The organism is Paenibacillus sp. 276b (assembly GCF_900107875.1).
GTDB classification, from domain to species: domain Bacteria; phylum Bacillota; class Bacilli; order Paenibacillales; family Paenibacillaceae; genus Paenibacillus; species Paenibacillus marchantiae.
Map to the genome: position 1 here is coordinate 738533 of NZ_FNRR01000001.1, position 15799 is coordinate 754331.

Consider the following 15799-nt stretch of genomic DNA (forward strand, 5'->3'; position numbering starts at 1 on the left):
TATAGAAGGAGTGGAAATCATGTCTGAAATCATCCCACAACCATACACTGAACCTGAGTATATTGAGCCACAATCTGTTCCAATGGGCGCCATTCATATTTCCAACGATGTAGTATCCAAAATTGTTGGCATGGCCGCTCAGACTACAGAGGGAATATCCTCCATGTCTGTTGGTCTTACCGAAGGAATCGCCAAGAGTATCAGCGGAAAGAGCTTGCAGAAAGGGATTGACGTTGTGATCAAAGATGACCAGGCATCTATCCAACTGCGAATCAATGTTCAATTTGGCAGAAAGATGCATGAAGTCTGTCAGGAACTTCAACATAATGTGCAGCAAGCTGTCGAGCAATTAACAGGCATTATGGTGAATGAAATTAAAGTTCAAGTGGTAGGCGTGACCATGCAGGAGCAAGTTTAAAGCAGAACGATTAGAACGAACGAATGGAATTCAGTCATAAGCAGGTAGTGATATCCTGTGTAAAAATACAAAACAGCACTTTCCCATTAGCTGCATAAATGGGAAGGTGCTGTTTTGTGTTTGCGATAATACGTAGGGGCTTCGCCCATAACTTTTTTGAACATTTTCGAGAAAAGCAGCTGGTCGGCATATCCAACGGAACGGGAGATATCCCCAATGGTCAAAGCCGGATCCAGCGTCAGCTCAGCCGCCCTGCGCATGCGGTAATTGACCAGATAAGACTGAATGCTGGTGCCCATCTTGTCTTTGAAGAGAGAGCACAAGTAACTGCGCTGTAAGCCAACATGAGACGCAATGGACTGTACGGTTATGGTATTAGCATAATTAATCTCAATGAAATCCATCACCTGAGTGACATAAGTTTCTTTCGTATAGTCCTGGAGCGGAATAGGTCTGTCCTCACCGGCTCGATCAATCAAAATGGAGAAAAACTGAAAGAGCAATCCCGTCATGCTGATCTCCCATCCCTTATGGGTGTTGCGAGAGCTAATCATGCGGTGCAGACAGGAGCGCATCTCGTCATCGTCATTACCCATCTCAAAGATCGGATGGTGCTCAGACAGGCAGGCCTGCTGTAATAACGAAGGGCAGGTGCTTCCTTGGAAAGCAACCCAGCTATACTCCCACGGATCATCCTGATCTGCTTCATAATGAACGACAGAATGGGGGACGATGAGGAACCCCTGACCTTTGCGCAGCGTAACCTTTTTGCCTCCAACTTCGAAGGTACCTTTGCCGTCCAATATGTAATGGATTTTGTAATAATCCCGCATGGCCGGGCCGAAGTGGTGACCGGGTGCGCAAGCTTCTGTGCCGTAATGAAGGAGCTGCAGCTCCTGAAAGTGATTGTTTTTGCACATATACGTAATCAAGGCTATTCACTCCTGTTATGAGGTCGTTATACCTTGCATTTTAACATATAAAAGGTGAAAAGGGATCGTTTTATGAATATCATTTGATGAAGATACCAATCATTTTTCCATATCGTTATAGTGAAATGCCATATCGTTTTACATGGAAAGTGTCTAAGATGAAAGGGTATTCAATAACTTTTACAGGAAAAGAGAGATTAACGATGCCTTATACTGCGAGTGAACAACGATACAGTGAAATGAAATATGCCCGCTCTGGCAAAACCGGAATTAAACTGCCGCAAATAGCACTAGGCTTATGGCAGAACTTCGGTGGAAACCGCACCCTGGATATTCAGGAAGAGATGATCCTGCGCGCATTCGATCTGGGGATTAACCATTTCGACTTGGCCAACAACTATGGACCACCTCCAGGATCAGCCGAAGAGAATTTTGGTGTCATTCTCAAAAAACATCTGCGTCCTTACCGCGACGAACTGCTCATCTCAACCAAGGCAGGTTATCATATGTGGAACGGTCCATACGGCGAATGGGGTTCTCGCAAAAACCTGATTGCTAGTCTGGATCAAAGTCTGAGCCGGATGGGACTGGATTACGTAGATATTTTCTATCATCACCGTCCAGATCCGGAGACACCGCTCGAAGAAACGATGACTGCGCTGGATCATATCGTTAGACAGGGTAAAGCTCTGTATGTAGGCTTGTCCAACTATGATGCCGAACAGACGAAAGAAGCAGTTACTATTTTGCGTCGTCTCGGAACACCTTGTCTGGTTCACCAGCCAAACTATTCGATGCTGAATCGCTGGATTGAGGATGGATTGCAGGATGTGTTGGATGAGCACGGCGTAGGATCGATCGCATTCTGTCCGCTTGGCCGGGGACAGTTGACGAATAAATATGTGGACAAGATCAAGGAAGAGCGCGCTAATCCAACAGGCAATCTGAGAAAAGAAGCCTATACGGACGAACGAATCGCCAAGTTCGAAGCACTTCAGGCGGTTGCTGAACGTAGAGGTCAAACGATCTCCCAGTTGGCGCTGAATTGGATTTTGCGTGATAACCGAGTTACTTCCGCTCTGATCGGCGCAAGCCGTGTATCCCAGATTGAAGAAAACGTAGCGGCCCTTCAGGCACCAGACCTGACGACAGAAGAGCTGAATGAAATCGAAAGCATCTTGGATGGCATTGGAAACTACGCTTGGTAAACTTGTAACGGAGAGATACGACTTTGGAGATTTAGAGTCATGTCTACAATGATTAATTTGATCCCCATGATATAGATATGTTGGGATAACTAAGGTGTCTTCCTGTAGTCGGGAGGACACTTTTTTTGTCTTACTTATCGTTCTTTATATGTAGAGATAGACCTTTTAGAGCTTCGGCTTAATTGACCAATGTTTATTTTTTTCTTAAACTATTTCATATCATAGCACCAGGTCCTAGGATTTAGGGTATAATATATAGATGCTATACATTTGAAATATGAAGGAGAGGCTCCATTTGAATTTTCAACAGTGGATTTCGCCTGAAACCTATAACCTGACATCCGAGATGGAGAATCACCCGTCGGATCGGGTTGCACTTAGATGGCTGAGCGATCATAAAGAATTGGAAGAGATCACTTATGGTGAGTTATTGAAGCAGGCAAATCGTCTTGCTGGAGGCTTGCGTGATCTTGGTTTGGAGAAGGGCGACCGGGTGCTGGTCATGGTACCACGCCGAATTATTGCCTATGTTATATACATTGCCTGCCTGAAACTGGGGATTGCTGTTATTCCTTCTTCCGAGATGCTGCGTGCGAAAGATCTGGAGTATCGTCTTCGGCATTCCGAGGCCCGGGCTGTCATTGTCTGGTCCGAGACGACTGCTGAAGTTGAAAAAATAGATGCAGATCTGCCGGAATTGGCACACCGCATCGTTGCATCACCAAATGGTGATGATAGCTTACCTGGAGAAGGCTGGGTCAATGTACACCAGTTAATGCAAGGCCAATCCGATACGATGGCTGCGGTGGAAACACATCGTGACGATATGGCTATTCTCGCTTATACCTCCGGTACGACTGGTAATCCAAAAGGCGTAGTACATAGTCATGGTTGGGGGTATGCCCATTTACGGATCGCTTCATCGTTATGGCTGGATATTCAGCCTTCGGATACGGTATGGGCAACGGCAGCACCGGGATGGCAAAAATGGATCTGGAGTCCGTTCCTGTCTGTACTCGGAAGAGGGGCTACCGGACTGGTCTACAATGGATCATTCCAACCCAAACGTTATCTGGAACTGTTGCAGGAGCATCAGATCAACGTCTTGTGCTGTACGCCGACGGAATATCGGTTAATGGCCAAAGCAGACGATCTGGGTCACCATGATCTGTCCGCACTGCGCAGCGCCGTGTCTGCTGGTGAGCCGTTGAATCAGGAAGTAATTGAAATTTTCCAGCGTCACTTTGACCTGACGATCCGGGACGGATATGGACAAACCGAGAGCACGCTGCTGATCGGCAGCTTAAAAGATGCTCCCGTACGAATTGGTTCTATGGGGCAGTCCATTACACCAGGCCTTATTGAGATCGTCAATGAAGAGGGACAACTTGTACCTGCTGGTGAAGTAGGAGATATCGCAGTGCATAAGGATATGCCAGCCTTGTTCCGTGCCTATTACCAGGATGAGGGACGGAAGGAAGCGAATCAGCGTGGGGATTATTTTGTAACAGGTGACCGCGCACGCAAAGACGAAGAAGGCTACTTCTGGTTTGAAGGTCGAAGTGATGATATCATTATCAGTTCGGGATACACGATTGGACCGTTCGAGGTGGAAGAAGCGCTGATGAAACACGCCAGCGTGAAGGAATGTGCGGTCGTAGCAAGTCCTGATGAGATCCGTGGTAACGTAGTGAAAGCATTTGTAGTGCTGAGAGACGAGTCTCTCGCATCACCAGAACTGGCGCGCGAACTGCAAAACCATGTGAAGGAATGGACAGCACCCTACAAATATCCACGCAAAATCGAGTTTGTAGCCGATCTGCCGAAAACAAACTCAGGAAAAATCCGCCGGATAGAGCTGCGTGAGCAGGAGAAACGCAAGGCTTAAATGATTGTGCAGCAATAGTATTCAAATATGAAACAGGAGTGAACACAACCATGAGTAATTTTGAACAAACCTTTGAAAAATCGTTGGAACAATACGCAGAGCTGGTTGTCAAAGTTGGCGTAAATATTCAGAAAGGACAGGATCTGCTCGTAACGGCACCCATCGAAACATTGGAATTCACACGTCTTATCGTGCAAAAAGCGTATGCGGCTGGCGCCAAGTATGTACAGGTTGATTTTGATGATGACGATATTACACGCAGCCGTTTTGAACATGGCTCTGATGACAGCTTCGATTATTACCCGGCCTGGAAGGCGGAAATGATGGAGAAGTTTGCAGAAGCAGGCGGCGCTACGCTCACGATCAAAGTACCTGACCCTGAATTATACAAAGGCATCAATTCCGACAATGTTTCGCGTGCAACCAAAGCGGCGGCTCATGCACGTCGTGGATTTTCGAAATATACACGTAACCACGAAATTAGCTGGTGTCTGATCAAAGCGCCAACCAAGGCGTGGGCGAACAAAGTATTTGCCGACATTCCAGAGGAAGATCGCATTAACGTGATGTGGGAAACCATCTTCAAAATGAACCGTGTCGATGGCGGAGATGCTATTCAGAACTGGAAAAAACATCTGGACACCCTGAATGCTATGAGTGATTTGCTGAACAAGAAAAATTATAAAAGCCTGCACTACCGCGCACCCGGAACGGATTTGAAAATTGAGCTGGTGAACAACCATATCTGGGGTGGCGGCGGTAGCGAAAACAAGCAAGGTGTGTATACCGTTGCGAACATGCCGACAGAAGAAGTATTTACAATGCCGAAGCGCAGTGGAGTCAACGGATTCGTCAGCAGCACGATGCCGCTGAACCTGAATGGTCAACTAGTGGACCAGATGAGAATTACGTTTAAGGATGGACAGGTCGTTGCTTTTACAGCAGCTTCGGGTGAAGAGCATCTGAAAAACCTGTTTGCCACCGATGAAGGTGCACGTTATCTTGGCGAAGTTGCCCTCGTGCCGCATGATTCGCCAATCTCCAACTTGAATCGTATTTTCTATAATACCGGTATTGACGAGAATGCATCCTGCCATCTGGCCGTAGGAAGTGCATACCCGTTCAACATGAAGGATGGTACGACGATGTCTAACGAGGAATTGCTGAAACATGAATGTAACGTCAGTCTGACCCATGTGGACTTTATGATCGGCTCCGCAGAGCTCGACATTGATGGTGAGTTGCAGGATGGAACGGTGGAACCTGTATTCCGCAAAGGGAACTGGGCATTTTAATTGGTGAAAACAAGGCAATAAGTTAGAAACAAAGGCGACTTCAACGTTGAAGTCGCTTTTGTTGTTTTTGGCATCCACAACTTTAAATGATTTATAGCGGCTTAACGGGTACACATATTTCGCAAAAATCCAGAAGAAGCAGATCACCGGCATACCTTTCAAAATGGGTTTGTTGTCCATAATACAACCATTGCTCTGCAAATACGGGAAAATCTCGGTCCAGGCTTGCTGCACATCTTCTGCTGTGTGTTTGACTTTGCAAACCAGATATTGCCCGCCAGGAAGTTCAGCTTCTTCAAGTTGGGGAGTCGACTCATCCAGGCAGTAATCCTCTGATATGACAATACATGCATCATACCTGCATTGAGAGGGGAGGGTGGTTTCCGGGTTATCCTGCGGAATGCCGAACAAGATGGTCGAGCTTGTAAGCAGGCCTTGGTATCTTGCCCAGGTCTTTAATGTTTCCATCGCGTGACTGTTAGCAGGACCATACGGACCGACTTGTCGTACATAAGCAATTCGGGAGGTTGGCAGGTTTTCGATGTGGAATTCCATTGGTGTTCATTCCTTTCGTTACGATTATGGGTTACATCTCGAATGCTATCATGGTATAAAAAAATATTCATATGTATTTTTGGCGAAAGAGAGATTGGTTTGACGTGCGATTTGTTTATTCTGGGGAAATAGGAAAGAGGCCGATGATCTGATCATCGGCCTCTCTTTTGTAATGGAATCAGTGAAAAGTTACGGATGTCACATTCCCAATTTATTCGGCATGCATTTTGTTGAAGCTTACATATTCGTTAATCGGTTTGCGGTATCCGCGCGGACGTTGTTTGGCTTCGGACTTTTTGCCGATTGTAATTAGCATGGCAGGTACATAATGGTCGGGGATATCCAGACTGCGTTGCAACTCTTCCGCGTCGAAGCCAATCATGGGGCAGGTGTCCCAACCACGATCCTGAGCGATCAGCATCAATTGCATCGCTGACAGGCTGGCATTACGAATTGCATCTTCTCTCTGGAAGAACCTTCCCCGCGTTTCGTAAAATTCGATGACACTCTGTGATTCTTGCTCGTATTGAAACGGAGTCATCGCACCAAGGTTCAGCAGGCCCTCATTGATTGTGCGGATGTGATGGTGTGCGTTGACATCGCCGAGGACAACAATGACCGCAGAGGCCGTTTTTACTTTATATTGCTGGGAAGCTTCATAGACTTTTTCTTTCTGAACCGGGTCCGTCAGCACAAGATAGTGCGTATGCTGGAGGTTAAAGGCGGATGGTGCGAATTTGTTCAAGGCAAACATCTCTTGCAATTCTGACTCTGGAATCTCAATTCCTTCTTCAAAAATAACGGCCGATCTACGGTTTTTGACCAGATTCTCCAATTCACTCATGGTAGTTTCCCTCGCTTATGTATGGTTTATAAACTGACTATAACACACTAAGTTACTTTATGTAAGTATTATTTTTGAATAAGACAAGATCTGCCTGCCATACGATAAAATAAAACAGAAGAGGTGATTCATGAAAACATTCATCACTAGGTACAGAGCTGGAAAGTCGCGAAATGAATTTCAGGTATACGTCATCGAATCCTCCACGCTGAAACGTTTTTTGGTGGTGGAGATGGTACTGGGAACCATCGCGTATAATGTTGCACTTTTTTGGTTTCATAATGCACTTCTTGCTGGCGTTGGTTCCTGGGCTGGGACGGAGAGTGTGAAGAGGCTGCCAGTCGTTTTCAGAAAAATAACAGGTCGGCAGGAAGGTTCAGGGAGCATGAGCATGTTCTTTACTTAAGGAATAGACGGCTTATGGTTCCTTGGCTCTCTTTTTCAATTGCAAGGGACACCGGACACGTTATTTCCTAAAATGCTCCAAAACGTTACATATGGCCTAAACCCCGTTTTAACGTGTCTGGGGTTCCTTAGCATTTTGCAGGCGCTTCTTCAACCTCTCCTACACGTCTCATCTTTTTTACACTCCATGTCTTCTGCTCCAACCCCGAACGAGGAGAGAGGAACGCCATTTTTATATAAGTCTGGCGGCTAATCATCTCACCATTGTACCTCGTAAAAAAATTTCGACAATCTCCTTACCTAAATTTAAAGTGGAATCATATTCTCTTAATGTATCTACCTTATTGCCGATGACCATCATTGTTGAGAAAGTTTGCGCGAGAAGCATGGAATTGTTGCTTCGAAGCAGGTTATTATCCATCGCATCTTTAAAATAATCAGCCAGCTCTACGTAAATTTTATTTTCCGCTGCTCTGATTTCCTCGATCTGTTTCTCACTCAAATATCTCTCCGCATCTTTGAGCAGAGTCTCAATCTCCGCATGAGGATTAGCTAACCTTGCTTCTGCCACATGTAGCAGTCCTGTTTCCAGATTGTCTGCTTCTCTTAATAATCGTGACGTAGCTTGGTGCACATGTTTAAACATGGTCGTAACCGCGATCTTAAAAAGTTCCGGTTTACTGGTGAAGTGATAATAAATGGATGGTTTAGACACATTGCAAGCTTTAGCGATTTGTTGGAGTGAAACAGGTTCGTACCCATGCTCCATAAAGAGTTTGGCGGCCGTTTGAAGAATTATTTCTTGTACGGGTAAATCATCTTCTGCTTGTTTCGGTCTTCCTGGTGAGCGTTGTGAATCTGTATTCATTTTCATCATTACCTCCGTGAATATTTGATGACAACTTATCCATTGAATAAGATTAGACTTGTAATTTTACTTACCGGTAAATATAATTTACTAGAACTGAAGCAGCAAATCAATGATAACCTAATCCAAAATAATGATTGAAAGAGGTTTTAACTTTGGCAAAAACAGAGAAAAAAAACAAATGGACTAAAATATTGATATGGGGAGTTTCCCTCATCATAATTGTAATCATTGGCTTATTGGTATACCTCAATTCGATAACCTACAGTCCTTCCAATCAAGCGGAACTCGCTTTTCAGAATGATAATCAGGTCAAAGTAACAGAGGTCAAAGACGGTTATAAATTTGAGCCACAAACCGGGAAAGTAATCGAACCGAATATTATTTTTTATCCTGGAGGTTTAGTAGAACCTGAAAGCTACTCACCATTTGCCAGAGAACTGGCTCAACGGGGGCATCGCGTATATATTGCGGAAATGCCACTGAATCTAGCCATTTTCGGTCAAAATAAAGCGGACTCCTTTCTTGAAGAACACCCAGACGAATCATTTGTTATTGGGGGTCACTCTTTAGGTGGTTCATTTGCAGCGAGATATGCTTCGGAACACAGTGAGAAGCTTAAGGGTGTATTTTTCTTGGCTTCTTATGCGGATGAGGGCGGATCCATAAAAGACACTGATTTATCTGTTTTGCAAATTACAGGTACAGCAGATGGAGTTCTCAATAAAGAAGCTTGGGAAAGTGCCAAAACCAATCTACCTGCTGACACTTTGTATGTCAGTGTAGAAGGAGGGAACCATGGCCAATTTGGCTCTTATGGGAAGCAAAAAGGGGACAATGATCCAGCGATTGAGGAAGAGCAGCAATTAAAACAGGTCGTTGATGCTGTAGAGGAATGGAGCACAGAACTGAATAGTAAACCTTAAATCTGAAATGAATCGAACTTAACATCAATGTGGTTGAACTGATCCCTTATCTATTCGATTTGGAGAACGATTAAAATGTTGTAGATATAATGCAACAGGACGGCGCCCGAAATCGGGCCCCGTCCTGTTAGTTGTATCTGTAATTTACATACGATAGTCATATGAGAGTGGAATGAATACCTTTTGTCATCAGATTTCTACTGTTTATTTGGCGCGCTCCAGGTACTGTTCGAGTGTAAGATTCTGACTCGTAATTTCCCCCGCAATATACACGCCAACATAACGCACATGCCATGGCTCATAAGAGTAGCCAGTCAGTTTCTCCTGATCTTTGCCATAACGAATGATAAATCCGTATTTATGTGCATTGGCTTTCAGCCATTTGCCTTCTTTGGTGTTTCCAAAGCTTTGTTGCAAATCATATCCCGCTGATGCACTGGAGATATCCATCGCAAGACCCGTCTGATGTTCACTTTGTCCAGGACGAGCACTGGTTTTATTCGCAACGGCTTCGCCTTTGATACTTGCATTACGGTCAAAAATGGATTTTTGGGTAGCATAAGAGCGATAACCGGACACGGCTTTGATATCAATGCCGTCTTTTTTTGCTGCTGCGAACAAGTTCTCAATTGCGGTAGCGGCTACTTTACGCATTTGCTTTTTCGGACTGGAGCCGGAGAAGCTAAATGGGATGTTAGGAACAACCAGATCCTGAGGGGCATAGGTTGAAGGCAAGTTTCTCTTTTTATTCACTAGCACAACCGTGCTTGATAGATTCGTTACCGTTGCCAGGCCACTGCTGCTCGTTTTGATTGTGCGTCCAGGTGCATTATCGTGCAGGAATTGAGTGAAGCTGGAGCTGGCAGCAGATGCGACCGGATTCAGTTCCTTAGTGAAGGGCAGCGTTGTGAATGCTGAGCCTGCTACGACAGAACCTATAAGTATCGTGGATACGATGGATTTACGTGTAAAAGATTTCATGATGTGTGTTCCTCCTCAGGTTATATCAATCTCGTTCTTTGGTATATACCGAGTATACTAGAGGATTATATCCATAGGTTCTCCAATTGTTTCCGAGTTGTAAACAAAGTTTGCGAGATTCATAGCTTTTAATTGTCTGACGAGAAAAAGAGCATACAAAAAGACTCTGCACCTTTTGTGCAAAGTCTTTCTGTATACATAGATAGGCGAATCAAATGCTCATTATTTCAGCCACAAACTTTTGAATTACAGCTCGCATGAAACAGAATTGCCGGAGCTTCCAGCAGCCACAGCGCGAGCATCCCGAACACGGACATTGCTGCTGAGTACACCGGAATCACTGCTTAGTTTGAAGGAAGGATAGTTAAGTTCCGTGTCCAGCTTCATGTGCTGCTCCAGGTTTAACTGTTGTTTCGGATCGACATAGAATGGCACCAGATTGGTTTCAATTTGTACATCCAGAGCTTCGGGTTCATCCACGATAAGTATGGCGATAATTCCGTTACAGCCACAACCTTCCATGTCATAGATCACTTTGAAATAACCGGGCTGATCATTCAGGCTTTCAGTTAATCGCGCAGCAGCCAAATCTGTAATTTGAATATGCATATCGCTACACTCCTTTATATGTTGGCATGATTGTAATGGTAAATGAATTGATTCAACTTCTACTGTCATTATACCACTTTGGCAAAAATCAAAGCATTTATTTTCTTGACTGATCAGTCTGGAAGCCATAATGATTCCGTTCATCAAGGAAGCGTTATGGAGCGGCGTTAAACGATTCGTCTTGCTTGGCAGTGCTTCCGTTGATGAAGACGGACCTATATTTGGCAAAGTACATCAAAGCTTGAAGGAGCTTGCTCCTGAGTGGACTGTACTACAGCCTTCCTATTTTATGGAGAACTTTACAGAGGGACCGCATCGGGAGACGATGAAGCAGTTGGGTAAAATCTACAGTGCTGCTGGTGATGGTAAAATTGGTTTTGTCAGCGCAGATGATATCGCAGCAGTTGCCTTCTTTGCTCTGACAGATGTTGTCCCCCATAATACAGCTCATATCATTACGGGGCCAGAGACATTGTCTTATGGGCAAGTTGCGGACATCATTAGTCGTTTATTGGATCAGCGTATTCAGCATGAATCATTGTCGGATGCAGAACTGAGAAATAGCCTGATTCAGGCGGGAATGTTAGAAGATTACGCCACGGCTCTGGCAGGGCTGGATGTATTCATCCGTGAGGAAGGAAGAGAAGATCAAACGACGGAGACGGTATTGAAAGTCACAGGGCAAAGCCCGGTTTCTCTGGAGCAATTTATTAGGCAGCATATGCATTAAGGGAAATGATATAAGAATTATTATAAAAATATTGGAAGCAAATTCTGCTGAATAACAAGAAGACGGTGCCGGAACGCCCGTCTTTTTTGCTGATTGTTCAACCTTTAACAATACCCCAATCCAGCATGGTGATTATACGTGTACGCTTTTGGGGAAATAGATGAGAATGAATGTTTGATAAAAGGAGAGAAGAGAACGGATGATTCAGTTCGAAAATGTATCCAAGCAATACCCTGATGGAACCCATGCTCTGCATCAGGTTAATCTCAACATTAACAAGGGAGAGCTGTTCGTCATGATTGGTCCGAGCGGTTGCGGCAAAACCACAATGCTCAAAATGATCAATCGTCTGATCGAGCGGACAGATGGGACCGTACGAATTAATGAACGACCTATCGATGAATATAACATTCATGAATTGCGGTGGAATATCGGATATGTGCTGCAACAGATTGCGTTGTTCCCACATATGACAATTGCCGAAAATATAGCGGTTGTTCCTGAACTCCGAAAGTGGAAGTCAGAGCAAATCAAGGAGCGCGTACATACTTTGCTGGACATGGTCGGACTGAAAGGTACCACATATAGTGATCGCAAGCCTGCTGAGCTATCTGGTGGACAACAACAGAGAATCGGTGTATTGCGCGCACTCGCTGCCGATCCCGAAATTGTACTGATGGATGAACCGTTCAGTGCACTTGACCCGATGAGCCGTGAGAAATTACAGGACGATATTCTGGATATTCAGCGTCAGATGAAGAAGACGATTGTGTTTGTTACCCATGATATTCAGGAAGCGATGAAGCTGGGTGATCGTATCTGCATCATGAAGGATGGGCAAGTATTACAGGTGGGCACCCCGGAAGAACTAATCCAGCAGCCAGCGAATGAATTCGTACGTGACTTTGTCGGTAGTTCTGGTCCGGATAGGAGTTCACAGCCTGTATCTGGTGCGGGCGACCCGATGTATGAATTACAAACGGCCTCCGGCGAACAAGAACGACTGATTTCTATATTTGATCTTGAATCGATCATGTCCCCGCTCTCACCCGGGCATGTGCCGAAGTCGGCCAAAACGGCTGTTCCCGTATCAATTACGCTGCCTGATTTTGTGGAAATCATGGCATCTCATGATCATTTACTGGTCGAGAAGGACCACCAGATTATAGGCCAGGTCAGTCGAGCTGATCTGATCCAGTACTGGTCCGGGCAGTTGCAGGAACGAGGTGAAGCACATGAGTAGATTTACAGAGGTGTTCAGTGAGCGCAAAGGACAGTTATTATCCGCTCTCCTTGAGCATATTCAGATCTCATTTATCGCATTGTTCTTTGCCGTTCTGATCGCTATCCCGCTTGGCATTTATCTGACACGCAAGCCAAGAGTGGCTGAGCCGATAATTGGGGTAACAGCCGTACTGCAAACGATCCCGTCTCTGGCCCTACTCGGATTGCTCATTCCTTTATTCGGCATCGGTACATTTCCTGCGATTGTTGCGCTTGTAGTGTATGCCCTGCTTCCGGTACTCCGCAACACGTATACGGGCATATCGGAAGTCGATCCTTCCATGGTCGAGGCAGCGAATGCGATGGGCATGAACAGTCGTCAACGTCTCACCAAAGTAGAGCTACCACTCGCGATGCCTGTCATTATGGCAGGCATTCGTACCGCAATGGTTCTGATTGTAGGTACAGCAACGCTTGCAGCCCTGATTGGCGCAGGAGGTCTGGGTGAACTCATTTTGCTAGGTATTGATCGAAATGATACGGCATTGATTATTCTGGGAGCCATCCCAGCCGCATTGCTTGCCATTTTGTTTGATGTGCTGCTCCGCCAGTTCCAACGTTTATCATTCAAGAAAACGCTGGTCACTCTCGGAACACTCGCTCTGGTGGCCGTTCTGGTAATCACAATTCCTTGGCTCTCCCGTGGAGGGCAAAAAGATCTGATTATTGCTGGCAAGCTGGGTGCCGAACCAGAGATTCTGATTAATATGTACAAATTGCTCATTGAAAAAGATACCGATCTCAAGGTTGAATTGAAACCAGGATTGGGGAAAACCACATTTCTGTTCAATGCACTGAAATCAGGTGATATTGATATTTATCCAGAATTTACGGGTACCGCCATATCGGAATTTATGAAGGAAACCGCAGTTAGCACTGATCGTAAAGAAGTTTATGAACAGGCAAGAGACGGGATGTTGAGCCAATTCGATATGGTTCTTCTGAACCCGATGGATTACAACAATACGTATACGTTGGCTGTGCCTCAGAAGGTTGCGGATCAGTATAATCTGAAGACGATATCAGATCTCAAGTCGGTACAGCAGCAGATCAAGGCAGGATTCACACTGGAATTCTCTGATCGGGAAGACGGATATGTTGGTATTCAGAAGAAGTATGGCATCAAATTCCCGAACGTGGCCACAATGGAACCGAAACTGCGTTATGCAGCCGTACAGCGTGGAGATATCAATTTGCTGGATGCTTACTCCACAGACAGTGAACTGAGACAGTATAAACTCGTTGTGTTGGAGGATGATCAGGAATTGTTCCCGCCATATCAGGGGGCGCCGATGCTCCGCAAAGAAACGGCAGACCAATATCCGCAGCTTGTGGAGGTACTGAATCAACTTGCAGGCCGGATCACGGACGATGAGATGCGTCAAATGAATTACGAAGTGAACGTTAATGGAGCGATTCCAGAGCAAGTGGCAACGGATTATCTGCAAAAAGCAGGGTTACTGTAGCTTGATATTTACGGTTATACATGAAGAGGAGGAACTAACATGACACAACCTTATGATCTGATCGCGATTGGAACCGGGAGCGCTGCAAGCTCTGTTATATCCCGCTGCGCCGAAGCCGGATGGAAAATTGCCGTGATTGATGAACGAGAGTTTGGCGGAACCTGTGCGTTACGGGGCTGTGATCCCAAGAAAGTACTTGCAGGAGCGGCTGAACTGATCGACTGGAATGAACGAATGAAGGGCAAAGGAGTGGAAGGTAACGCCTCTATTCAGTGGTCGGAACTTATGGCGTTCAAGCGAACATTTACGGAGAGTATTCCGAGAGCAAGCGAGGATAAGTTCAAGCAGGCCGGGATGCATACGTTCCATGGCAAGGCTTCTTTTGTTGACGAAGATCATATTCGTGTAGGGGACGAAGTTCTACACGGGAAACATATTCTCATCGCAACAGGAGCGCGTCCAGCACCACTTTCTATTGATGGTGTAGAGCATCTGAAATACAGCGATGATTTTCTTGATCTGGAACAGCTGCCAGATAAATTGGTTCTGGTAGGTGGAGGTTACATTGCTTTTGAATTTGCACATATTGCGGCCAGAGCTGGTACGGAAGTCCATATTATTCATCGAGGTGAACAGCCGCTGGAACAGTTTGATTCGGAACTGGTGGACATGCTGCTACAAAAATCCGAAGAAGTAGGCATTCATGTACACTTGAATGCGGAAGTGAAGGCAATTCGTCAGCAGGGAAACACATATGTGGTCAGTGGAACCCGCAATGGGGCTGATCATCAATGGCAATGTGGACTTGTCGTTCACGGAGCAGGGCGTATTCCGAATGTAGAGGGGCTTGAACTGGAGAAGGGAAATGTCAGCTATACGAAAAAAGGCATCTCCGTTAATGAGTACTTGCAGAGCGAAAGCAATCCAAGAGTCTACGCGGCCGGCGATGTTACCGCAACGGAAGGACTTCCGTTGACTCCGCTCGCAGGCCAGGAATCACGCGCAGTATCCTTGAATCTGCTTGAAGGCAATCATAACAAACCTAATTATAAAGTAATGCCCTCCATTGTATTTACCGTGCCATCCCTGGGTTCTGTTGGCCTTGATGTCGAGCAGGCCAAGAAAGAGGGCTATGAGGTGAAGGTAAATGACATGTCGAAATGGTATACTTATAAACGTACGAATGAAAAATTTGCCATGGCCAAAGTTGTAGTCGACAAGGCAACAGGACGCATCCTGGGTGCCCATGTATTGGGTGGCAAAACAGAAGAACTGATTAACCTGTTCGCCATGGCAATTCAGTTCGATTTGACGACCGATCAGTTAAACACCATGAATTTTGCATATCCTACAGCCGCATCGGATATGGGCTCTTTATTTTAATGTGATG

General features: G+C 45.5%; 15 protein-coding genes and 1 pseudogene. 10 read left to right on the top strand and 6 right to left on the bottom strand.

Annotated features, from left to right (window positions below; genetic code table 11):
• Window positions 1-19 precede the first annotated feature (19 nt).
• Window positions 20-418, top strand: coding sequence for an Asp23/Gls24 family envelope stress response protein (locus BLV50_RS03345; RefSeq protein WP_090805851.1), 399 nt, complete (start codon window positions 20-22; stop codon window positions 416-418).
• Window positions 419-504: 86 nt separating this feature from the next.
• On the opposite strand, the gene BLV50_RS03350 is transcribed toward BLV50_RS03345, so the two are convergent.
• Complete coding sequence (locus tag BLV50_RS03350) at window positions 505-1350, bottom strand: AraC family transcriptional regulator (RefSeq protein WP_063563461.1); 846 nt, start codon at window positions 1348-1350, stop codon at window positions 505-507.
• A 203-nt stretch (window positions 1351-1553) separates the two neighbouring features.
• Between BLV50_RS03350 and BLV50_RS03355 the strand changes: the two genes are divergently transcribed.
• The 3 genes from BLV50_RS03355 to BLV50_RS03365 all read left to right on the top strand — a co-directional run bounded on the left by BLV50_RS03355 (window position 1554) and on the right by BLV50_RS03365 (window position 5741).
• A complete protein-coding gene (locus BLV50_RS03355; RefSeq protein WP_090805855.1) occupies window positions 1554-2558 on the top strand; it encodes an aldo/keto reductase in 1005 nt (334 codons plus the stop codon).
• A 346-nt stretch (window positions 2559-2904) separates the two neighbouring features.
• On the top strand, window positions 2905-4446 hold the full coding sequence (locus tag BLV50_RS03360; protein WP_256337925.1) for an acetate--CoA ligase: 1542 nt from the start codon (window positions 2905-2907) through the stop codon (window positions 4444-4446).
• Window positions 4447-4496: 50 nt separating this feature from the next.
• Window positions 4497-5741 carry an aminopeptidase gene (locus BLV50_RS03365; RefSeq protein WP_064638801.1) on the top strand — a complete coding sequence of 415 codons (1245 nt, stop codon included), beginning with the start codon at window positions 4497-4499 and terminating at the stop codon, window positions 5739-5741.
• A 225-nt stretch (window positions 5742-5966) separates the two neighbouring features.
• Here BLV50_RS03365 and BLV50_RS03370 read toward each other — a convergent pair.
• Both BLV50_RS03370 and BLV50_RS03375 read right to left on the bottom strand, forming a co-directional pair.
• Window positions 5967-6296 (bottom strand): annotated as a pseudogene (locus BLV50_RS03370) (GyrI-like domain-containing protein); the annotation flags it as partial.
• Window positions 6297-6507: 211 nt separating this feature from the next.
• On the bottom strand, window positions 6508-7140 hold the full coding sequence (locus BLV50_RS03375; RefSeq protein ID WP_090805861.1) for a nitroreductase family protein: 633 nt from the start codon (window positions 7138-7140) through the stop codon (window positions 6508-6510).
• Between the two features lie 130 nt (window positions 7141-7270).
• Between BLV50_RS03375 and BLV50_RS03380 the strand changes: the two genes are divergently transcribed.
• The gene (locus BLV50_RS03380) at window positions 7271-7546 is read left to right on the top strand and encodes a hypothetical protein (protein ID WP_090805864.1); all 276 of its coding nucleotides are present in this window, start codon (window positions 7271-7273) and stop codon (window positions 7544-7546) included.
• 252 nt (window positions 7547-7798) lie between these two features.
• Here the strand turns inward: BLV50_RS03380 and BLV50_RS03385 are convergent, their stop codons facing one another.
• Complete coding sequence (locus BLV50_RS03385) at window positions 7799-8419, bottom strand: TetR/AcrR family transcriptional regulator (protein WP_246318136.1); 621 nt, start codon at window positions 8417-8419, stop codon at window positions 7799-7801.
• A 149-nt stretch (window positions 8420-8568) separates the two neighbouring features.
• Here BLV50_RS03385 and BLV50_RS03390 point away from each other — a divergent pair, with 149 nt between their 5' ends.
• Window positions 8569-9339: an alpha/beta fold hydrolase gene (locus BLV50_RS03390; protein ID WP_090805870.1), complete on the top strand. Its 771-nt coding sequence runs from the start codon at window positions 8569-8571 to the stop codon at window positions 9337-9339.
• A gap of 204 nt (window positions 9340-9543) precedes the next feature.
• Here the strand turns inward: BLV50_RS03390 and BLV50_RS03395 are convergent, their stop codons facing one another.
• On the bottom strand, window positions 9544-10320 hold the full coding sequence (locus BLV50_RS03395; protein WP_064638795.1) for a M15 family metallopeptidase: 777 nt from the start codon (window positions 10318-10320) through the stop codon (window positions 9544-9546).
• Window positions 10321-10566: 246 nt separating this feature from the next.
• On the bottom strand, window positions 10567-10929 hold the full coding sequence (locus BLV50_RS03400; protein ID WP_072732612.1) for an iron-sulfur cluster biosynthesis family protein: 363 nt from the start codon (window positions 10927-10929) through the stop codon (window positions 10567-10569).
• 130 nt (window positions 10930-11059) lie between these two features.
• Here BLV50_RS03400 and BLV50_RS03405 point away from each other — a divergent pair, with 130 nt between their 5' ends.
• The 4 genes from BLV50_RS03405 to BLV50_RS03420 all read left to right on the top strand — a co-directional run bounded on the left by BLV50_RS03405 (window position 11060) and on the right by BLV50_RS03420 (window position 15792).
• Window positions 11060-11659, top strand: a complete 600-nt coding sequence (locus tag BLV50_RS03405) for a Rossmann-fold NAD(P)-binding domain-containing protein (protein ID WP_177031108.1) — start codon at window positions 11060-11062, stop codon at window positions 11657-11659.
• 199 nt (window positions 11660-11858) lie between these two features.
• Window positions 11859-12902 carry an ABC transporter ATP-binding protein gene (locus BLV50_RS03410; RefSeq protein ID WP_090805873.1) on the top strand — a complete coding sequence of 348 codons (1044 nt, stop codon included), beginning with the start codon at window positions 11859-11861 and terminating at the stop codon, window positions 12900-12902.
• Window positions 12895-14409, top strand: coding sequence for an osmoprotectant update ABC transporter permease/substrate-binding subunit OpuFB (gene opuFB, locus BLV50_RS03415; protein ID WP_090805875.1), 1515 nt, complete (start codon window positions 12895-12897; stop codon window positions 14407-14409). Before BLV50_RS03410 ends, opuFB begins: the two co-directional genes overlap by 8 nt.
• 39 nt (window positions 14410-14448) lie before the next feature.
• A complete protein-coding gene (locus tag BLV50_RS03420; protein ID WP_090805878.1) occupies window positions 14449-15792 on the top strand; it encodes a dihydrolipoyl dehydrogenase family protein in 1344 nt (447 codons plus the stop codon).
• The last annotated feature ends 7 nt before the right edge of the window (window positions 15793-15799 follow it).